The sequence below is a fragment of the Pedobacter africanus genome, from assembly GCF_900176535.1.
Taxonomy (GTDB): Bacteria; Bacteroidota; Bacteroidia; order Sphingobacteriales; family Sphingobacteriaceae; genus Pedobacter; species Pedobacter africanus.
In genome coordinates this window covers 2380628-2398393 of sequence record NZ_FWXT01000001.1, presented here as the reverse complement: position 1 = coordinate 2398393, position 17766 = coordinate 2380628, and the positions used below count along the sequence as shown (strand labels likewise).

Here is a 17766-nt window from a genome sequence, read left to right as displayed (position 1 = left end):
TATGAAGCCATTTTTACAGGAATTAGCAGAAGATCTGGTTGCAAAGTTTGGCAGCAGCCTACAGCACTGTGCCATCATTTTTAACAATAAAAGGCCGGCGGCCTATTTACAGAAACACCTGGCCGATCTCATTAAAAAGCCTTTTTTTAGTCCTTCCTTTTTTACTGTACAGGAGTTTTTTGCAAAATCGACCGATTACCGTTTAGCCGATTTTTATATACAGTTTTTTACGCTGCACAGAATTTATAACCAGCTGCTCCGGGAAGAGGGACTGGATCCCATTTCGGGTAATAAATTCTTTCCGCTGGCGAAGATCATGCTCGCCGATTTCTCGCAGATAGATATCGACCTGGTGGATGCGGACAAGATTTACCGCGATCTGGAAGATATTTCTGTGATCAATAAGGATTTTGACTACCTGAGCCCGGAGCAGTACCAGTACCTTTCTCAGTTCTGGACTTCCTATTCGGAAGGGAAGCATAAGCGACAACAGGAGCTCTTTATAAAGATGTGGCGCAGGATGCCTAAACTTTACCATAAGTTTCATCACGAATTAAAAACGCAGGGCTATATCACCAATGGGATGATTTACAGGGAACTGGCCCAGAGCAATGCAGCAAGGCAGGCCTTTATGGCGGACTTTGAAAAAGGAAAGGTCATTTTTGCTGGCTTTAATGCATTAAGCAATGCAGAGGCCCGGATTTTTGTAAACCTGCAGGACGCGGGTAAGGCCTTGTTTTATTTTGATGCCGATAGCTATTACCTGGACGATCCCTTGCAGGAAGCTGGCTTGTTTTTAAGAAAGAACATTCATCAACTGGGGATAAAAAATGTTTTTGAAAACAGCTCCAGTTTAATGCGGAATGAAAAACATCAGGTAAATGTTTACAGTGTGCAGGGGCAGGCCGCGCAGGCCAAAATACTGAATGCCATTTTAAAAGAGGATTATACCGGCACCGGTAAGGAAACCTCCGTTGCTGTAGTGCTGGCAGATGAGAGCCTGCTGATTCCAGCATTACAAACCATTCCAACCACTTATAACGGGCAGGAGGTTGAGCTGAACGTTACAATGGGTTTTGCCCTGGCGGCTTCCAGTGTATACGGGTTGATAGATCTTTGGAGCGGCTGTCAGCTGGAGATTCAGCAAACCGGGCGCTTGTCTTACAAAAATGTAGAGGCCTTTTTAACACACCCGCTAACCGGGCTGAGCCATGCTATGCGCGATAAGATTAAAAGGGCTTTGCTGACAGAGAAGGAAGTTGAAATTTCACAGTCCCGTTTAATTAACCAGAAAGGCCTGTTCGAAGTGTTTTTCAAAAAACTGAACCATGCAGGTGAGGTAATGGAACAGCTGCTGGAACTCTGTAATTTTGTGCTGGCAAGGCTTTCCAATGCAGGCGCATTAAAAAAGATTGATGCGGAACTCTTCGTTAAAATTATACAGGAGCTGAACAGATTGTACGACACTTTTGGGCGGGATGTAGGGCATGAAGAGATTCCTTTCATTATTTCACTGGTGCAAAAGGCAATTATGGGGCTTGCAGTGCCACTTTCAGGTGATCCTTTAAAGGGGATCCAGTTGATGGGCTTGCTGGAAACCAGGAACCTTAATTTTGATAAGGTGGTGATGCTGGGCTTTAACGAGGGTATTGTGCCTAAATCATCTGCGGGAAACAGTTTTATCCCCGACAGCATCAGGAGGGTATATGGCTTGCCGGTGCTGGAAAACCAGGATGCCATTTCGGCTTATATGGTGTACCGGCTAATCCAGCGGGCAGAAAACATCAATTTTGTTTACAACAGCCTTACAGATGAATCTACTTCGGGCGAGCCGAGCCGGATCTTAAAACAGCTGGCCTACGAAAGCGGCTTTGATTTCAGTTATTACAGTCTTGATCTGAATGTAAGAACAGAGCCGGTTAAAGAGGTGCAAATCAAAAAAGAAGGAAATGCAGCGATACAGGCTGGTTTGCAACGGTACCTGGATAAAAATAAAACGCTTTCGCCTTCTGCATTAACGCAATACATCCTGAACCCCATAGATTTCTTTTTCAATTACATTGCCGGCATTAAAGAACCTAAAGAGGTAACAGCCGTGGTAGAGGCCAATGAGGTAGGCTCTATCCTGCACAAGGTAATGGAATATTTTTATGAAGACTGCATTGGCCAGGAAATTACCGCCCCGCTGCTCAAGGCAAAAAGCAAAGACATTCCTGCATTGACCGAAAAAGCCTTTGCTGCGGTGATATTCAACAACCCGGATAAGGCGGTTGCTTTTAAAGGAATGCAAAAGGTAATACTGGCCATTGTAGAAGCTTATGTAAGAATCATTGTTAACCAGGATGAAACCCAAGCCCCCTTTCGCATTGCAAGCCTGGAGCAATGGGTGGAGGCCGACATCAGTTTCCCGCTCAATGGAAAAGAGGCCAGCATCAGGATAGGAGGAATTATTGACCGGGTAGATTTAAAAGAGGGTGTTACCCGGATAGTTGATTATAAAACGGGTAGCGATAAACTGACCTATAAGGATATCCCTGAACTGTTCAATACTGATGGTAAGTACATCAACAAAGCCCTGATCCAGACTTTGCTCTACACCTACGTTTATGAACAATTTTCGGGTAAAACTGCAGTTGAACCGAATTTATATGTGGTTAAAACCATGAGCCAGGAAGGGGTGTGGTTTAAATCGGGCAGGCAAAGTTTATCCGGCACTTATCTGGAAGAAGCCAAGGCAGCGTTCATATCGGCACTCAAAGAAAAACTTACCGAACTTTTTGAAGCGCCTTATTTTAAATCGAGCCTGGTAGAAGACAATTATAAATATTCTATATATAGAACTTTATTTGGCAAGTAGGGGCGATAGTGTAATTAAAACACGTTAAAATTATAGACTTGCAAAACATATATTTCCTGTCTTAACACTTTGTTTTTAAAGGTTTCAGGGCTATGGATAAACTTGCATTTGAACGCAATTTTATATAAGTTTGCGCCAGTTAATATTTGAATATACAATGAGAGAGATTCAATTTAGAGAAGCTTTGCGTGAGGCCCTTAGCGAGGAAATGCGTAAAAATGAAAACGTTTTCCTTATGGGCGAGGAAGTTGCGCAATACAATGGTGCCTATAAGGTTAGTCAGGGTATGCTTGATGAATTTGGCGATAAGCGTGTAATTGATACGCCGATTGCTGAATTGGGCTTTGCCGGAATAGCAATAGGCGCAGCAATGAACGGATTGGTTCCGGTTGTAGAATTTATGACCTTTAACTTCTCTCTGGTTGCTATAGATCAGATCATTAACGGCGCAGCTAAAATGTTATCCATGAGCGGCGGACAGTTCCCTGTGCCCATCGTATTCCGCGGACCTACAGGTAATGCAGGTCAGCTGGGTGCCCAGCACTCTCAGAACTTTGAAAACTGGTATGCCAACTGTCCGGGTTTAAAGGTAGTAGTTCCTTCTACGCCTTACGAAGCCAAAGGTTTGCTTAAACAGGCCATTTTAGATCCTGATCCGGTTATTTTCATGGAATCGGAGGTAATGTACGGCGACAAAGGCGAAGTTCCTGAAGAAGAGTACTACCTGCCAATTGGCAAAGCAAATGTGGTTAAGGAAGGTTCTGATGTGACCATCGTTACTTTTGGTAAAATGCTTACCCGCGTTGTTAACCCTGCCGTAGAAGAGCTGACCAAAGAAGGAATCAATGTTGAAGTGATCGATTTGCGTACAGTACGCCCTATTGACTATGCTACCATCATTGAGTCTGTTAAAAAGACGAACCGTCTGGTAGTTGTAGAAGAGGCATGGCCATTGGCTTCAATTTCTTCTGAAATTGCATTTAATGTTCAAAAGAATGCTTTTGATTATTTAGATGCTCCTGTACTGCGTATTACCTGTGCAGATGTTCCGCTTCCTTATGCGCCTACCTTAATTGCTGCAAGCTTACCTAATGCAGAAAGAGTAGTAAAAGCAGTTAAAGAGGTATTGTACGTAAATAAATAAGCGTTGCCCTGTTGCAACAAAAAATATAAATCCCCTGGGTAGGCCTTAGGGGATTTTTTGTTAACAATATATTTATTTGAGGATGTCAATTGTTAGGATTAATTTTGGCGGCAATTAGGATATCAAACAGAAATTAAATGAGCAATCATTCTAGAATCATTGCTGCCGAGCTGGCGGTAAAGGAAGAGCAGGTTATCGCTACTATTGAATTACTGGATGAAGGGGCTACAGTTCCCTTTATTTCACGTTACCGGAAAGAAGTGACTGGAAGTTTAGACGAAGTGCAGGTAGCGGGTATCCGCGACAGATTTCAGCAATTAAGAGAGCTGGATAAACGCAGGGAGGCTATTTTGAAGGCATTGACTGCGCTGGACAAACTAACCCCCGAACTGGAAGGCCAGATTAACGCAGCTACTGACATTGCTACCATAGAAGATATTTACCTGCCTTACAAGCCTAAACGTAAGACCAGGGCCTCTGAAGCGCGCAAGAAAGGACTGGAGCCTTTGGCCCTGTTTATTTTGGAGCAGGCTAAAGCAGATCCTGAAGCCGAAGCAGGCAAGTTTTTGAATGATGAGCTGGGTGTGGTTTCTACTGCTGAAGCGCTGGCGGGAGCCAGGGACATTATTGCCGAAATGGTAAATGAAAATGCCGAGGCAAGGACGGCGATGCGGAGCTACTTCCAGCAAAAAGCCGTCTTTAAATCCACTGTTATTAAAGGTAAAGAAGAAGAAGGGATTAAATACAAAGATTATTTCGACTGGGAAGAACCATTGAAAAATGCACCTTCGCACCGGGTATTGGCCATAAGAAGGGGCGAGAATGAATCCATTTTAAAACTTGATGCGATGCCCGACGAAGATGGGGCAATTGCAATCCTGGAAAACCAATTTGTTAAAGGAAACAATGCTTGTGCAGCTCAGGTTAAGCTGGCTGTACAAGACAGCTATAAAAGATTGTTGGGCCCGGCAATGGAAACAGAGATCCGCAACCTGTCGAAAGAAAAAGCGGATGAAGAGGCCATAAGGGTATTTGCAGAAAACGCGCGACAGCTTTTGCTGGCTGCGCCAATGGGCCAGAAGAATGTGCTTGCCATTGATCCCGGCTTCCGTACGGGCTGCAAAGTAGTTTGCCTGGACAAGCAGGGAAAGTTATTGGAAAATACCACCATTTATCCGCATACAGGACAAGGCAATGTTAAGAAAGCTGGCGATAAACTGACCGAGCTTTGTGCAAAATATGAAATTGAAGCCGTGGCAATAGGTAATGGAACGGCTGGCCGCGAAACGGAGGTATTTGTACGCAGACTGAACATTCCGGGGGTAGTGGTAGTAATGGTGAACGAGAACGGAGCTTCGATCTATTCCGCCTCGGAAGTGGCACGTGAAGAGTTTCCTAATCAGGATATTACGGTAAGGGGAGCAGTTTCTATTGGTCGCAGACTGATGGACCCACTGGCCGAGCTGGTGAAAATAGACCCTAAATCGATAGGTGTGGGGCAGTACCAGCACGATGTGGACCAGAATAAGTTACAGGCATCGCTTGATGATACCGTAATGAGTTGTGTAAACGCCGTAGGTGTTGAACTCAATACCGCTTCAAAGCAGGTGCTCGCTTACGTATCTGGTTTGGGGCCGCAACTGGCACAAAACATAGTGGCCTACCGTAATGAGCATGGTGCGTTTAAAAACAGGGAAAGTCTGAGGAAAGTGCCGCGTTTGGGCGATAAAGCCTTTGAGCAGGCGGCAGGCTTCCTGAGGATCAGAAATGCTGAAGCAGTGCTGGATTCAAGTGGTGTACACCCTGAGCGCTATGCCTTGGTGCATAAAATGGCAAGGGATTTAAATTGCAGCATCAGCCAATTGATGAAAGATACGGAGTTACAAAAGCAGATCAGGTTACAGCAATATGTAAGTGATGACATTGGTTTACCTACCTTGACCGACATCATGGCTGAGCTGGCAAAACCAGGCCGCGACCCACGTGAGCAGTTTGAAGTATTTAGTTTTACAGAGGGAGTAAATGAAGTTGCCGACCTTAAAGTAGGCATGAAGCTGCCAGGTATTGTTACCAATATTACCAATTTCGGCGCATTTGTAGATATCGGGGTGCATCAGGACGGTTTGGTCCACACCAGCCAGATGGCTGATAAGTTTGTGGCCAATGCTGCGGATGTAGTGAAGGTACATCAGAAAGTTGAGGTTACTGTTGTTGAAGTGGATGTTGCCCGGAAAAGAATTTCCCTGTCGATGAAAAAGGAATTGGACGCTAAGCCTAAAAGGGACCAGCATAAGCAGGCAGACAAGTCTAAAAAGTTTGCCAAGCCTGTAGGGGCTCAACAGCATAAAAAGCCGCTTAAACCACAGCATAATCCAAAAGCTGGACAAAAAGAAAAACTGCCTGATGGAGATTTACAGTTGAAGCTGCAGGCTTTAAAGGATATGTTCAAATAGAATCTATTATAACTCTATCTGCCTCCTGATACTTTCTTCGAGCGAAATCAGCGTCTCTGTACGCTGAATACCCGGAACGGCCTGTATCTCTTCGTTTAACACGTGGCGCAGGTGACTGGTATCCCTGCAGATAATTTTGGCAAACATGCTGTATGCTCCAGTAGTATAATGAAGTTCTACTACTTCTTTAATCTTGCTGAGCTGTGCTACAGCATCTTTATATTGTATCCCTTTTTCCAGATAAATTCCCAGGAAGGCAGTTACGTCATATCCTGCCTTTTGCGGATCAATGATTAAATGTGAGCCCCTGATGATGCCCATTTCCTGAAGCTTTTTCATGCGAACATGTATTGTACCGCCCGAAACGATCAGATCTTTGGCAATTTCAGTATAGGGTTTGGTTGCGTCGTGCATCAACTGCTTTAAAATGTCGATATCCAGGTTATCAATTTCTAAATTTTGGCTTTCTTTTCTAAGCATGATTTTGATATTTGTTAACGATAATCAAATATAATTATAAATATGCTAAAAATAAAATTAAATGATTAAAATATTTGTAACGTATTTGGGTTGTTGTTACATTTGTATCAAGCAAGTAACAAAAAATATAGTTCTTTAACATTTGCTTATACTCTGTAGGGTGGTGAAACTGGCAGACGCACCTCCTTGTCTCGGTGGTGGAGAATATGGAAAACCCGTAAGGGCTAACTACTCCTTGAAGGTTCGACTCCTTCCCCTACAGCTATTAAGAAAAAAGATTTTTAATCAACCTAAACCAAAAATCTTTTTTCTTAATAAAATTTAGTACTTTAACAGAATGTTGGGTGGTGAAATTGGCAGACACGCCTTCTTGTCTCGGTGGCGGGGATAAATGGATAAACGCAGTTTATGGGTTGACCACAAATTAATTTTTGAACTGTAGCTAACTACCCCTTGAAGGTTCGACTCCTTCCCCAACAGCCAGTTTTTTTATGAATAATAAGTTAGTTAAAAACGAGTGACCTTGGATGAGGTCACTGTTTTTTTTTATGCCTATTGTTTCCCGGCTTTATATTTATCGCTAAATTTCTTGTCGAGTTGTTTGTGAAGGTTATCCAGATTGATGTCCCGGCCCTGTATAAAAGCTTTTTCTACTTTGTTTGTCTTCATGTCCAATGCATCGCCATCCGAAATAAAGAAGGTTGCATCTTTACCTATTTCCAGACTTCCTGCGGTTTTATCAATACCTAAAACCTTAGCTGTATTTAAAGTGATGGTTTGCAAAGCCTTTTCTTTATCCAGCCCCCAGGCTGCTACAGTTCCGGCCATAAAAGGCAGGTTTCTGAGCTGCCAGTAGCTGTGCAGGCTCATAGATACATTAATGCCTGCATTGGCCAATACCCCTGCATTCTTATAGGGCATATTTACGTCGTCGTCATTCATAACGGGTAAATTGTGCGGTTCTTTGACTACTACACTGATGTTGTTTTCCTTTAAGAATGGGATAATGAGATACGCTTCATCGCCTTCAACCAAAACCGGTGTGATGTTGTATTTTTTTGCAAATTTTACTGCGCTAATGATGTCTTTCTGTGCGTTTGCAGTAATGAACAATTTTTGTGTGCCATCGAAAAGGTGTTTCATTGCCGCCAGCCGGCCATTTACAACAACTGGTTTCTCTGTTTCAGCATAAGCTTTTGCCTCTGCAAAAAGCTGGTCCAGTTGATTGATGGTGTTTTGTGTGCGGCTGCTCAGTTCGGCTGCCGACGGGACGCCCGCCCGGCTACCCTGGCCCCTGAATTTGGGGGTAACCGGCCAGTTCAGGTGCAGGGCATCATCTGTTCTGATGGCTGCGTCTTCCCAGTTCCAGGCATCCAGTTGTACCACTGAGGAACTGCCAGAAATTGTCCCTCCCTGAGGCGTAATCTGCGCCATTAGCACGCCGTTACTCCTGATGGTAGCAGGCACCTTTGAATCGGTATTGTAAGCAACCAAAGCTCTGATGTGCGGGTTAAGTTCGCCAATTTCACTATAATCCATTGTTGCTTTAACAGAGCTGATCTCTACCAGCCCCAGGTTGGTTACCGGCGCTATAAAACCCGGGTAAATGTGTTTGTTACTGGCGTTGATTAAGGTTGAGCCGCTGGGGTCTAAGCGCACAACAGTGGCATCGCCTAATCCGGTAATTTTGCCTTGCTCAAAAATCAGGTAGCTGTTCTCTATCACCTTTCCATTACCTGTATGGAGTCTGGCCCCCATTACAATTACTTTTTTATCCTGCGCTGGTGCCGGAGAGATGTTGGCCTGTGCCAGGCAGTTTAGCCCCAGGGCAGTACCTAACAGACTTAAAATGTATTTATTCATGGTTGTGGCTCCTTTCCAGGTCGTTCAGTTCAAGGGAGTAGTCTTCTACGGTTTCGCAATGAAATTCGCGCCGGGCCTCTGGTTTTGGCTTTTGGGTTTTGGCCCCGCGGCCTTTGCTCTCTTTCATTTTCTGGATCAGGCGGGCCCTTTCCAGCTTTTGTGCAGCCCTAATTTGGCCATCTCTTTCCATATCCCAGTAGGCGATGCCATCTACAAAAGTTTTTTCTGCTTTGGCATAAATAGAGAGGGGGTGGTCTGACCAGATGACCACATCCGCATCTTTACCTGCTTTAAGACTGCCTACCCTACTGTCTATATGCAGCATTTTAGCTGGATTTAAGGTTACAAATTTAAGGGCATCTTCTTCCGGAACGCCGCCATACAAGATCGCTTTTCCGGCTTCCTGGTTTAAGCGTCTGGCCATTTCCGCATCGTCAGAATTAAATGCGGTAGTGATACCGATGTTGTGCATGATCTTACCATTGTAGGGTATGGCTTCGGCTACTTCCATTTTATAGGCCCACCAATCAGAAAAGGTAGAGGCATTGATGCCACGCGCCTTCATCTTGTCGGCTACTTTATAACCTTCCAATATGTGGGTAAGGGTATTTATTTTGAAGCCCAGGCTATCGGCTACTTTCATGAGCATATTGATTTCGGACTGCACGTAAGAATGGCAGGTGATGAAACGTTTGTTATCCAGGATTTCGGCTATGGCATCCAGTTCCAGATCTCGCCTCACATTGCTTCCTTTTTTAGCCCTTTCAGCTTTATAGGCTTTGGCCCGGGTAAACTGATCTACAAAGGTTTGTTCTACGCCCATCCTGGTTACCGGAAAACGTGCCCCTGTTCCAAAATTGCTCTGCTTTACATTCTCGCCCAGCGCAAATTTTATGAACCCATCGGCGCCTTCAAACTTAAGCTCTTCGGGTAGTTTGCCCCAGCGCAGTTTTATGAGTTGTGATTGCCCGCCAACCGGATTGGCAGAACCATGCAGGATCTGGGAGGTGGTAACCCCACCTGCAAGCTGTCGGTAAATGTTGACGTCTTCAGAGTTGATGATGTCGCCCACGCGTACTTCTGCTGAAGAAGACTGCGCGCCTTCATTGATACCCCCGGTCATGACAATGTGCGAATGTTCATCTATCATGCCCGGAGTGATGTGTTTGCCCGTGGCATCAATTACCTTCGCATTTCCCGGGTTCAGGTTTTTTCCTACCGATTTGATCTTTCCGTTTTCGATAAGTACATCGGCATTTTGCAGGATGCCTTCCTTTTCATTGGTCCATACAGTTGCATTTTTCAATAAAACGCTTTCCTGTTTTAAGGGGACATTGTTACCAAAAGCGGTGAAGGGGTAGATCAGCGGTCCGGCAGGCTCATTTTTTAGTGGTTCGGTCTTTTTCAGCACAAGTCTTGAGGTGTCTTTTTCTGCATCTTTATTAATGAGTATAAAACGTTTGCCTTGCACCCAGTTTTCCTCAATCACATTTTCCTTTTTAAAAAGGCTGTCTGATGTGATGATAAAATTGGCCAGTTTTCCTGTTTCCAGGGTGCCGGTTTTATCGGCTATGCCCAGCATGGCCGCGGGAATTTCTGTAAGGGCTATTAAGGCCTGTTTTTTTGTTAACCCTTTATTGATAGCCTGTTCCATCGCCGGCCAGAAATCACTGGTGTTTTCCAGCCCATGGGTAGTAATGGAAAATCTGATCCCTGCCTTTTCCAGTATACCAGGATTGCCTGGTGCGAGTTCCCAAGCTTTCATCTGTGCCAGACTGATGTCGCGGGTTTCAATAGTATCTTCTACATCGTAGGCTTTTATAAAATTTACCGGGATGATCAGGCCGGCACCCGTTGCTTTAACTGCAGCTACGCGCTGGTATTCGTCGCCATTGGATTTGATGATGAATTGCCGGCCAAACTCTTTTCCTATCTTATCTACACGGAGGATATTTTGCCAGCCATCGGCCTCAAAAATCTGCGGAATATCTTGCTGCTTGTTGAACTCTTCCAGGGAAATGTTGTATTCCTCTTTTTGCTTGCCATACCATTGTGCATCGTAATAGGTCTGGCGCAGCAAGGCGATAGCGCCCATCAGGGATGTTGGGTAATCATTTTGGGAGGTTCCCTTATTAAAGGAGTAGTTGGCGGCCGAGCGGGCATTGAGTATGCTGCCGTTCTCCTTTTCATCGCTTAGCGTAACTGCCACTGATGTGCCACGCGCTATACCGTCGCGGTTAATCACATTTACACTGCCAAAGCCCAGCTTGCGCAGCTCCGCCGCTTTCCTGCTGTCGGCCGAAAATAAAGCACTGGCCTGGGTTTCAGGCCTGATTGCCTCGTTCCAGCCATAGGCACCTTTTTTTGTAGAAGTGAAGATAGATTGGCGGCCAGCCGTTCCCGTACGGGTAGGCTCCGGGAGTCCATAAGAGGTAAAGGCATCAATTAGTGAAGGGTAGATGAACTTTCCCTTCAGGTCAATAACCACATAGCCTTTCGGAACAGAAATGCCATTGCCGGCAGCCTGTATCGTTTGGCCTTTAATCAATAAAGTTCCATTACTTATGGTTTTACGGGTACTAACTACAATATTGGCATTGGTAAATGCATAGAGGCCTTGCCTGATGTCATAGGTGCCATTAACCGGATAGGTTTGCTGGGCAAACAGGCTTGTCCCAACAAATACCCCGGCAAAGAGAAGCAGGATTTTCTTCATAAAAGAATTTAGATGATAACACCTAAATCTATTATAAAAAATTGATTAAACCCGCTTATCACTTATTTTTTACGTTAAAGTGTACCCCGCTAATTTTCGGATAAAGCCTTTAACTTATCTAAAGCTTTAGGCCACATTTCAGCAAACATTTCTTTATATTCTTCGGTAATTTCTGTTAACACAGACAGTTCAGTATTCCCGTTTTTTTCTTCAAGAGTATAGTTTTCCATTGCCCCAGCCCATGATTTTACCTCATCACTGTCGAAATCTTCGGTGCCATCTTTAAGCATACCCAGATGTTCTATAGACATGAACTTATTGGGGATGTTATCGGCCACCCTTGATATCATGCCGTTGCCACTTGAATCCCCAAATACAATCCTGCTGCCTTTTTTCCAATCTGTTTCAGCACTTGATCCTTCGCTAAAGGGGGTTGTCCACTGACGATAGGTTTTATCTTCCCAAAGTGTATTCCATACTTTTTCTGCAGGTGCGTTGATAGAGATTTTGTATTCCAGCTTTTCCATAGCATTTAATTTATTGGTTAATGATATAACATTTTATCTGATATTATTGTTGAACCTTTTTCCTGGCCTTTTCGGCGGCAATTTCTGCGTCTTCCTTTACCCTGAATTTTGTCATTTCAGCGATCAATTCGAGTGGCAGGGGGCTATCATTCGGTATCTGTATGGCAGACTTGCTTGTTTTGTAAACAGAGAGCTCTTTTTTAAACACTTCGTATACCGGTGATGGAGGGATAGAAATGGAGATATGGTTGGTATAAGCCGAATAAAAAATGAGCATGCCATGCTTTTTGAAAGCGGGAATGCTGTAGCTGATCAGTTCTTCAGCGTCGGGAGCTGCGGCCTTAATGGCCTGCCTGATCTGGGTTAGCCTGGATTGTATGTTTTCGGGGAAATTGGCAATGTACTGGTCTACGGTGCTTGCCTTTGTTTTTTCTACTGCCATAAGATTTTGTTTTTATGATCTGATCAAAGATCAGCTACATTATTCAGATGTAAAAGGGGGAATAACGACAATCTAGATGGGTGGTTACGGCAAATTGCGGTTTCGGCCCCGTCGGGGCTGGTGGTAGGTTTGGTGCAGTTTTTGTAAAGAAGTTAAAAATAAAAAGCCCGAAATATCCATTCCAGGTTTTGGCGTTTTCCAAATACATTTTGCTTATAGCGCCTCGATTTCTTCCACACTAAGGCCAGTTGCTTCGGCAATAACTTCGATGGCAATTTTCTTACTTTTTAATGCTGTAGTGATTTCAAGGGCTTCATCATGGCGACCCTTGGCTTCTTCCTCGGTTTTGCTCCTGAGCTCCGCCTGTGCCACGGGGTAATCCATCACATTCTTATTGTCCCACTTGTGTTTTAAACTTCTGTTATACATCACTCTTTCCTCCGGTGTTAAATCGGCGTATTTGGCCAGGTTAAAAAACTGATTAAATTCCGGGCCGCTTAAATATTCAGGTCTTTCTTTGAATTCTGTTAAGTGTTTAAAAGCATACAACCACTTGTCCAGTTCCGCATATAACTCTGTTGGCCTTTTAACAAAGATTGCTCAATTAACCGGGTTTCATACCGAGTATAATTTCCAGCTTTTTTACAATGTTGTAAGGAAAACCTTATAATATATAATCTAGACGGTGCTGTGTTCTCTTTCTATGTGCCAAGAGTTATGGCGAGTTAAAAAGTAGATATTTTGCAAAACAGTTTATCTCGAAAAATGAAAGCTTATCTTTTTATGAGCAAAAATATCGGGTTGTTATTGGATAGGGGGATAAAATTGTTTCAACTTGCTCATTTTCGATGTCAAAGGTTGCGGTTGCAGGGATATACAACGGACTGTCATAGCCATAAAGTATTTTTTATCACGATTTTTAGGAAGGGTTACAGCAATGCTGTAAGTACTTCGGTTTATTTGGGTGAGGTAATTGTGGTATAAGGGTTTTTTCTGTTGCCATGAGGTTATGTTTATTGTCGTAATTTGCGATGTACAATCATTAGCATATGGAGATATTAAAATACAAGCCTTTATTCAAGGAAAAATGTGTAGCACTTTTTGAAAGCAATATGCCCAGATTCTTTGCGCCAGAGGAACTGCCGCTTTTTGTCGATTTCCTGGATAATGATATTGAAGACAATTATTATGTAGTTGAAAAGAATAGGAAAATCGTTGCCTGCGGAGGGATTTTTCTGGATACTGAAACTGACGAGGCAGGCTTATCCTGGGGTATGGTACACATTGCAGAGCATAAAAACGGAATAGGTAAACTGCTGACGGAATATAGGATCAATCTGTTAAAGGAAATATATCCTGGCAAAATTTATAAAATAGATACTTCTCAGCATACGGAGGGCTTTTATCTGAAAAGAGGCTTTCGAACTATAGCCGTTGTTCCTGATGGCTTTGCCAAAGGCATCGACAAATACGTGATGAAGATGAGCTAAAACAAAAATGCCTGTTTTTTTGGAACAGGCATTTTTTGTTTACAGACCATTGATCCATTTGACCAGCTCGTCGCGGGTTTTTCCGGTTTTTTGCTGCAGTTTTCCCAGCATTTCATCGTCTTTTCCCTCCTCATACTTCAGGTCATCATCAGTAAGATCTGCATAAGCCTGCTTTATTTTTCCTTTGAGCTCGTTCCAGGCCCCTTTAATTTCCAATTTATCCATAATATGTTTTTTATAAGTATAGACAAATAACACCAGGTAGCTGGTTTGGTTTTAAAAAGATGGATCTGGTTGGTCGAAAAATTTAAGGCGTTCGTCGAACGTATTTACAGACTCGCATAAAAGGAGAAAAATAGCTGTAACGTTTTAGGATTTGGGGAGACTTATTAGGAAACAAATTAAAAAAAACTTAAAAGCCTTACAAATATGAAAACTTCAGTAAAAGCATTATTCGCAACAGCATTAACAGCAATCGTTTTATCAACTTCAGCATTAAGTGCTAATGCGGCAGGGCCAATACGTACTGAGCTGAACCTACAGCAACGAATCAACTTCAATAAAGTGGTGGTTAAAGGGAATGTGCAGGTAGAAGTTATTCAGTCCAACAAGCAAGGTGTTGTTGTATATGGAAAGTATGATAAAGCAGTAACCCGTATAGAAGCAAAAGGAGATAAACTTTTCATCAGTTCTAACGAAGATGAGCCATTGCACATGGTAGTATACATGAAAGACCTGCAAAGAATTGACGCTTCGAATGCAGCTTCTGTAACTACTAAAGGTAAATTCTCATTAAGTGTGCTGCAGGTATTTCTAAAAGATACAGCAAAGGCTGATGTGATAGGTAATATTGGAAGTTTATATACTTATGTAGAAGGCAATTCATCTCTTAAGTTAAAGGGGACGGCTGCTGATCATAATCTGTTCAAAGGCAGGATGAGCCAGGTTAAAATCGAAGGACTGGCTGCTGTTAAAACTAAAATTACTGAACTGGATACCGCTTTTGCCGCCAGCCGATAACAGGCAAATCGTTTTATCTTTCTAATTTGGAATGATTTTAAATATCAGTTGCTATTTCTGCTTTTTAATGAATCAGAAAGTAATTGGTTAAGTTTGAAAGAAAAACGATTATGTATCAGATTCTAAAAAGCGCACATTCAGGCTGGCGTTACCTGGTTTTAATTTTATTGGTAATTGCACTTGTACAAGCCATTTCGGGGTGGTTGGGTAAAAAGCCATATACAGAAGGAAACAGAAAAATCAATCTCTTTACCTTAATATTTGTTCACACCCAGGTTTTAATAGGATTGGTCTTGTATTTTTTGAGCCCACTTGTAAAAGCAGGAATTGTTTACTGGAAAATGGAACACATAGGCATGATGATTTTTGCTGCAATTCTGGTCACAATAGGTAATGCAAGGTCCAAAAAAGGTAATGATCCGGCAGCCAGGCACCGCGCTGTAGCGCTTTATTTCGGGCTTGCACTGGTACTTATTATAGCTGCCATTTTGAGGATGACTATGGTTGATCCATCACGTTCATTCTTCGGCATCTCATAAAAATTACAAATTTAATTTTGCTTTGTAAGATTTATTTATATTTTTGTGACATATGATTAACAATATACATACATGGCAATGGCGTGGCACTCTAAAAAGGAGTCTAGTCGTAGCTTTGTGTACCTTATAGTTTATCAACCTAAACCAAACCACATTAAAACCCGACGTAGACCACACGTCGGGTTTTTTGTTTTATTGATTTTTTGAAAAGAAAGCCTGGAAAAGACCAGGCAATGATGCATATGAACAATTATATAATTAATACCACTTATAAGAAAAGACTTGCCGATACCACGACCCCGGTAAGTATTTATTTGCGGTTGCGTGATGTGTTTCCGAATACCATCTTACTGGAAAGTTCCGACTACCATAGCCGGTCCAATTCCGTAAGTTACGTTTGTGCAGAGCCCGTAGCAGGAATTACACTAAAAGATGGCCTGCTTGCTACGTATTTTCCGGATGGGCAGAAAGAAGAAAAGCGGGATTTTGTACTTACAGATGAAATAGATGCTTTTAAAGCTAAATTTAATCCACCCATTGTAGCCGATACCAGGTACATATCAAGTGGACTTTTTGGATATTTCACTTGGAACGCCGTGCAGCATTTTGAAGACATTAAATTTAGCTCGGTTGCACCGCAAGACCAGCAGATCCCCCTGATGCAATACCACATTTACAGGTACATCATTGCCATAGATCACTTTAAAAATGAGATCACCCTGTTCAAAAACACCTTTAATGGTGATGATAATGAAGATCTGGAAAAGCTGGAATACATTATCCAGAATAAAAATTTCCCGGAATATGATTTTAAGATCGATGGCGAAGAACAATCTAACCTGAGCAATGAGGGTTTTATGGAAATGGTAGAGCAAATGAAGAAACACATTTTGCGTGGAGATGTGTTCCAGATTGTGCCGTCCAGGGCATATAGCCAAGGCTTTTTAGGGGATGAGTTTAACGTTTACCGCTGCCTCCGTTCTATTAACCCATCGCCCTACCTGTTTTATTTTGACTATGGCAGCTTTAAGCTTTTTGGTTCCTCGCCTGAAGCCCAGATTACCATTAAAGACAATGTGGCCAATATTTTTCCTATTGCAGGAACATTTAAGCGTACCGGAAACGACGAAGAAGATGCGGAGCTGGCCAGGAAACTGGAGCAGGACCCTAAAGAAAGTGCTGAGCACGTAATGCTGGTAGACCTGGCCAGGAACGACCTGAGCAGGCACTGCAGCGGTGTTGAGGTTAAATCATTTAAAGAAGTGCAATATTATTCGCACCTGATCCACCTGGTATCAAAAGTAAGTGGCCATCTGCAGCCCAATGTATCGGCCTTTAAGGTGGTTGCCGATACCTATCCGGCTGGTACCTTAAGCGGGGCACCCAAATATAGGGCTATGCAGCTCATAGATGAGTACGAAGGTCTGGGCCGTAATTTTTATGCCGGTGCCATTGGTTATATGGGTTTTGACGACCAGTTTAACCATGCCATCATGATCAGGACTTTTATGAGCAAGAACAACCAGCTGCATTACAGGGCAGGAGCAGGTATAGTTGCCGATTCAGTAGCGATAAATGAGCTGAACGAAGTAAACAATAAAATTGCAGCCTTGCGTAAGGCAATACAAATGGCTACAGATATTTAAGACAATGGATAAGCAAATACAAAAGAAAGTACTGGTTATTGACAACTACGATTCCTTTACCTATAACCTGGTGCACCTGGTAAATGAACTTGGGCGCGATGTAGAGGTATGGAGAAATGATAAATTTGATTTGGCTGATGTGGACCAGTATGATAAAATTATTTTATCACCAGGTCCCGGCATTCCGGAAGAAGCGGGTTTGCTGCTCGATGTGATTAAAACCTATGCGGCAAGCAAAAGTATTTTTGGCGTTTGTTTGGGCCAGCAGGCTATTGCCGAAGCCTTTGGTGGAAGATTGCTAAATTTGGGACGGCCAATGCATGGCATTGCTACGCCAGTTACGGTGCTGGACAAAACGGAAATCCTGTTTGCCGATTGTCCTGAAACCATAAATGTGGGGCGCTACCACTCATGGGTAGTAAGCAATGAAGGCTTGCCCGATTGCTTTACGGTAACTGCTACTGATGCCGATGCGGAGGTTATGGCGTTGCGCCATAACGATTTCGATGTGCGCGGGGTTCAGTTTCATCCGGAGAGCGTACTGACGGAATATGGAAAACAAATGATGCAGAACTGGCTGGAAAATTAA

15 protein-coding genes and 2 tRNA genes are annotated in these 17766 nt (G+C 43.1%); 10 read left to right on the top strand and 7 right to left on the bottom strand.

Annotation, left to right across the window (positions count from 1 at the left end):
• Position 1: 1 nt before the first annotated feature.
• The 3 genes from B9A91_RS09860 to B9A91_RS09850 all read left to right on the top strand — a co-directional run bounded on the left by B9A91_RS09860 (position 2) and on the right by B9A91_RS09850 (position 6454).
• Positions 2-2857 (top strand): PD-(D/E)XK nuclease family protein, encoded by a 2856-nt coding sequence (locus tag B9A91_RS09860; protein ID WP_084238167.1) that lies wholly within the window; start codon positions 2-4, stop codon positions 2855-2857.
• 157 nt (positions 2858-3014) lie between these two features.
• Positions 3015-4001, top strand: a complete 987-nt coding sequence (locus tag B9A91_RS09855; protein ID WP_084238166.1) for a pyruvate dehydrogenase complex E1 component subunit beta — start codon at positions 3015-3017, stop codon at positions 3999-4001.
• A 137-nt stretch (positions 4002-4138) separates the two neighbouring features.
• Complete coding sequence (locus B9A91_RS09850; RefSeq protein WP_084238165.1) at positions 4139-6454, top strand: Tex family protein; 2316 nt, start codon at positions 4139-4141, stop codon at positions 6452-6454.
• Positions 6455-6460: 6 nt separating this feature from the next.
• Here B9A91_RS09850 and B9A91_RS09845 read toward each other — a convergent pair whose 3' ends face one another.
• Positions 6461-6934, bottom strand: a complete 474-nt coding sequence (locus B9A91_RS09845) for an Lrp/AsnC ligand binding domain-containing protein (RefSeq protein ID WP_084238164.1) — start codon at positions 6932-6934, stop codon at positions 6461-6463.
• Positions 6935-7088: 154 nt separating this feature from the next.
• Between B9A91_RS09845 and B9A91_RS24125 the strand changes: the two genes are divergently transcribed.
• Positions 7089-7196 (top strand) — tRNA-Asp (locus B9A91_RS24125).
• A 76-nt stretch (positions 7197-7272) separates the two neighbouring features.
• A tRNA-Asp gene (locus B9A91_RS24120) sits at positions 7273-7417 on the top strand.
• 69 nt (positions 7418-7486) lie between these two features.
• Here the strand turns inward: B9A91_RS24120 and B9A91_RS09840 are convergent.
• The 5 genes from B9A91_RS09840 to B9A91_RS09820 all read right to left on the bottom strand — a co-directional run bounded on the left by B9A91_RS09840 (position 7487) and on the right by B9A91_RS09820 (position 13031).
• A complete protein-coding gene (locus B9A91_RS09840) occupies positions 7487-8797 on the bottom strand; it encodes an amidohydrolase family protein (protein WP_084238163.1) in 1311 nt (436 codons plus the stop codon).
• Complete coding sequence (locus B9A91_RS09835) at positions 8790-11513, bottom strand: amidohydrolase family protein (protein WP_084238162.1); 2724 nt, start codon at positions 11511-11513, stop codon at positions 8790-8792. The genes B9A91_RS09840 and B9A91_RS09835 overlap by 8 nt, the downstream gene beginning before the upstream one ends.
• Positions 11514-11602: 89 nt before the next feature.
• Positions 11603-12040, bottom strand: a complete 438-nt coding sequence (locus B9A91_RS09830) for an SRPBCC domain-containing protein (RefSeq protein ID WP_084238161.1) — start codon at positions 12038-12040, stop codon at positions 11603-11605.
• A 43-nt stretch (positions 12041-12083) separates the two neighbouring features.
• Complete coding sequence (locus tag B9A91_RS09825; protein ID WP_084238160.1) at positions 12084-12482, bottom strand: iron chaperone; 399 nt, start codon at positions 12480-12482, stop codon at positions 12084-12086.
• 213 nt (positions 12483-12695) lie between these two features.
• Complete coding sequence (locus B9A91_RS09820; protein WP_235012516.1) at positions 12696-13031, bottom strand: PD-(D/E)XK nuclease family transposase; 336 nt, start codon at positions 13029-13031, stop codon at positions 12696-12698.
• Positions 13032-13531: 500 nt separating this feature from the next.
• Between B9A91_RS09820 and B9A91_RS09810 the strand changes: the two genes are divergently transcribed.
• Positions 13532-13972, top strand: coding sequence for a GNAT family N-acetyltransferase (locus B9A91_RS09810; RefSeq protein WP_084238157.1), 441 nt, complete (start codon positions 13532-13534; stop codon positions 13970-13972).
• 39 nt (positions 13973-14011) lie between these two features.
• Here B9A91_RS09810 and B9A91_RS09805 read toward each other — a convergent pair whose 3' ends face one another.
• The gene (locus tag B9A91_RS09805) at positions 14012-14197 is read right to left on the bottom strand and encodes a CsbD family protein (RefSeq protein WP_084238156.1); all 186 of its coding nucleotides are present in this window, start codon (positions 14195-14197) and stop codon (positions 14012-14014) included.
• Positions 14198-14401: 204 nt separating this feature from the next.
• Between B9A91_RS09805 and B9A91_RS09800 the strand changes: the two genes are divergently transcribed.
• The 4 genes from B9A91_RS09800 to B9A91_RS09785 all read left to right on the top strand — a co-directional run bounded on the left by B9A91_RS09800 (position 14402) and on the right by B9A91_RS09785 (position 17766).
• Positions 14402-14992, top strand: a complete 591-nt coding sequence (locus B9A91_RS09800; protein WP_084238155.1) for a GIN domain-containing protein — start codon at positions 14402-14404, stop codon at positions 14990-14992.
• Positions 14993-15102: 110 nt separating this feature from the next.
• A complete protein-coding gene (locus tag B9A91_RS09795) occupies positions 15103-15531 on the top strand; it encodes a cytochrome B (protein ID WP_084238154.1) in 429 nt (142 codons plus the stop codon).
• A gap of 242 nt (positions 15532-15773) precedes the next feature.
• Positions 15774-17177: an anthranilate synthase component I family protein gene (locus tag B9A91_RS09790; RefSeq protein ID WP_394334667.1), complete on the top strand. Its 1404-nt coding sequence runs from the start codon at positions 15774-15776 to the stop codon at positions 17175-17177.
• Between the two features lie 4 nt (positions 17178-17181).
• On the top strand, positions 17182-17766 hold the full coding sequence (locus B9A91_RS09785; protein WP_084238153.1) for an anthranilate synthase component II: 585 nt from the start codon (positions 17182-17184) through the stop codon (positions 17764-17766).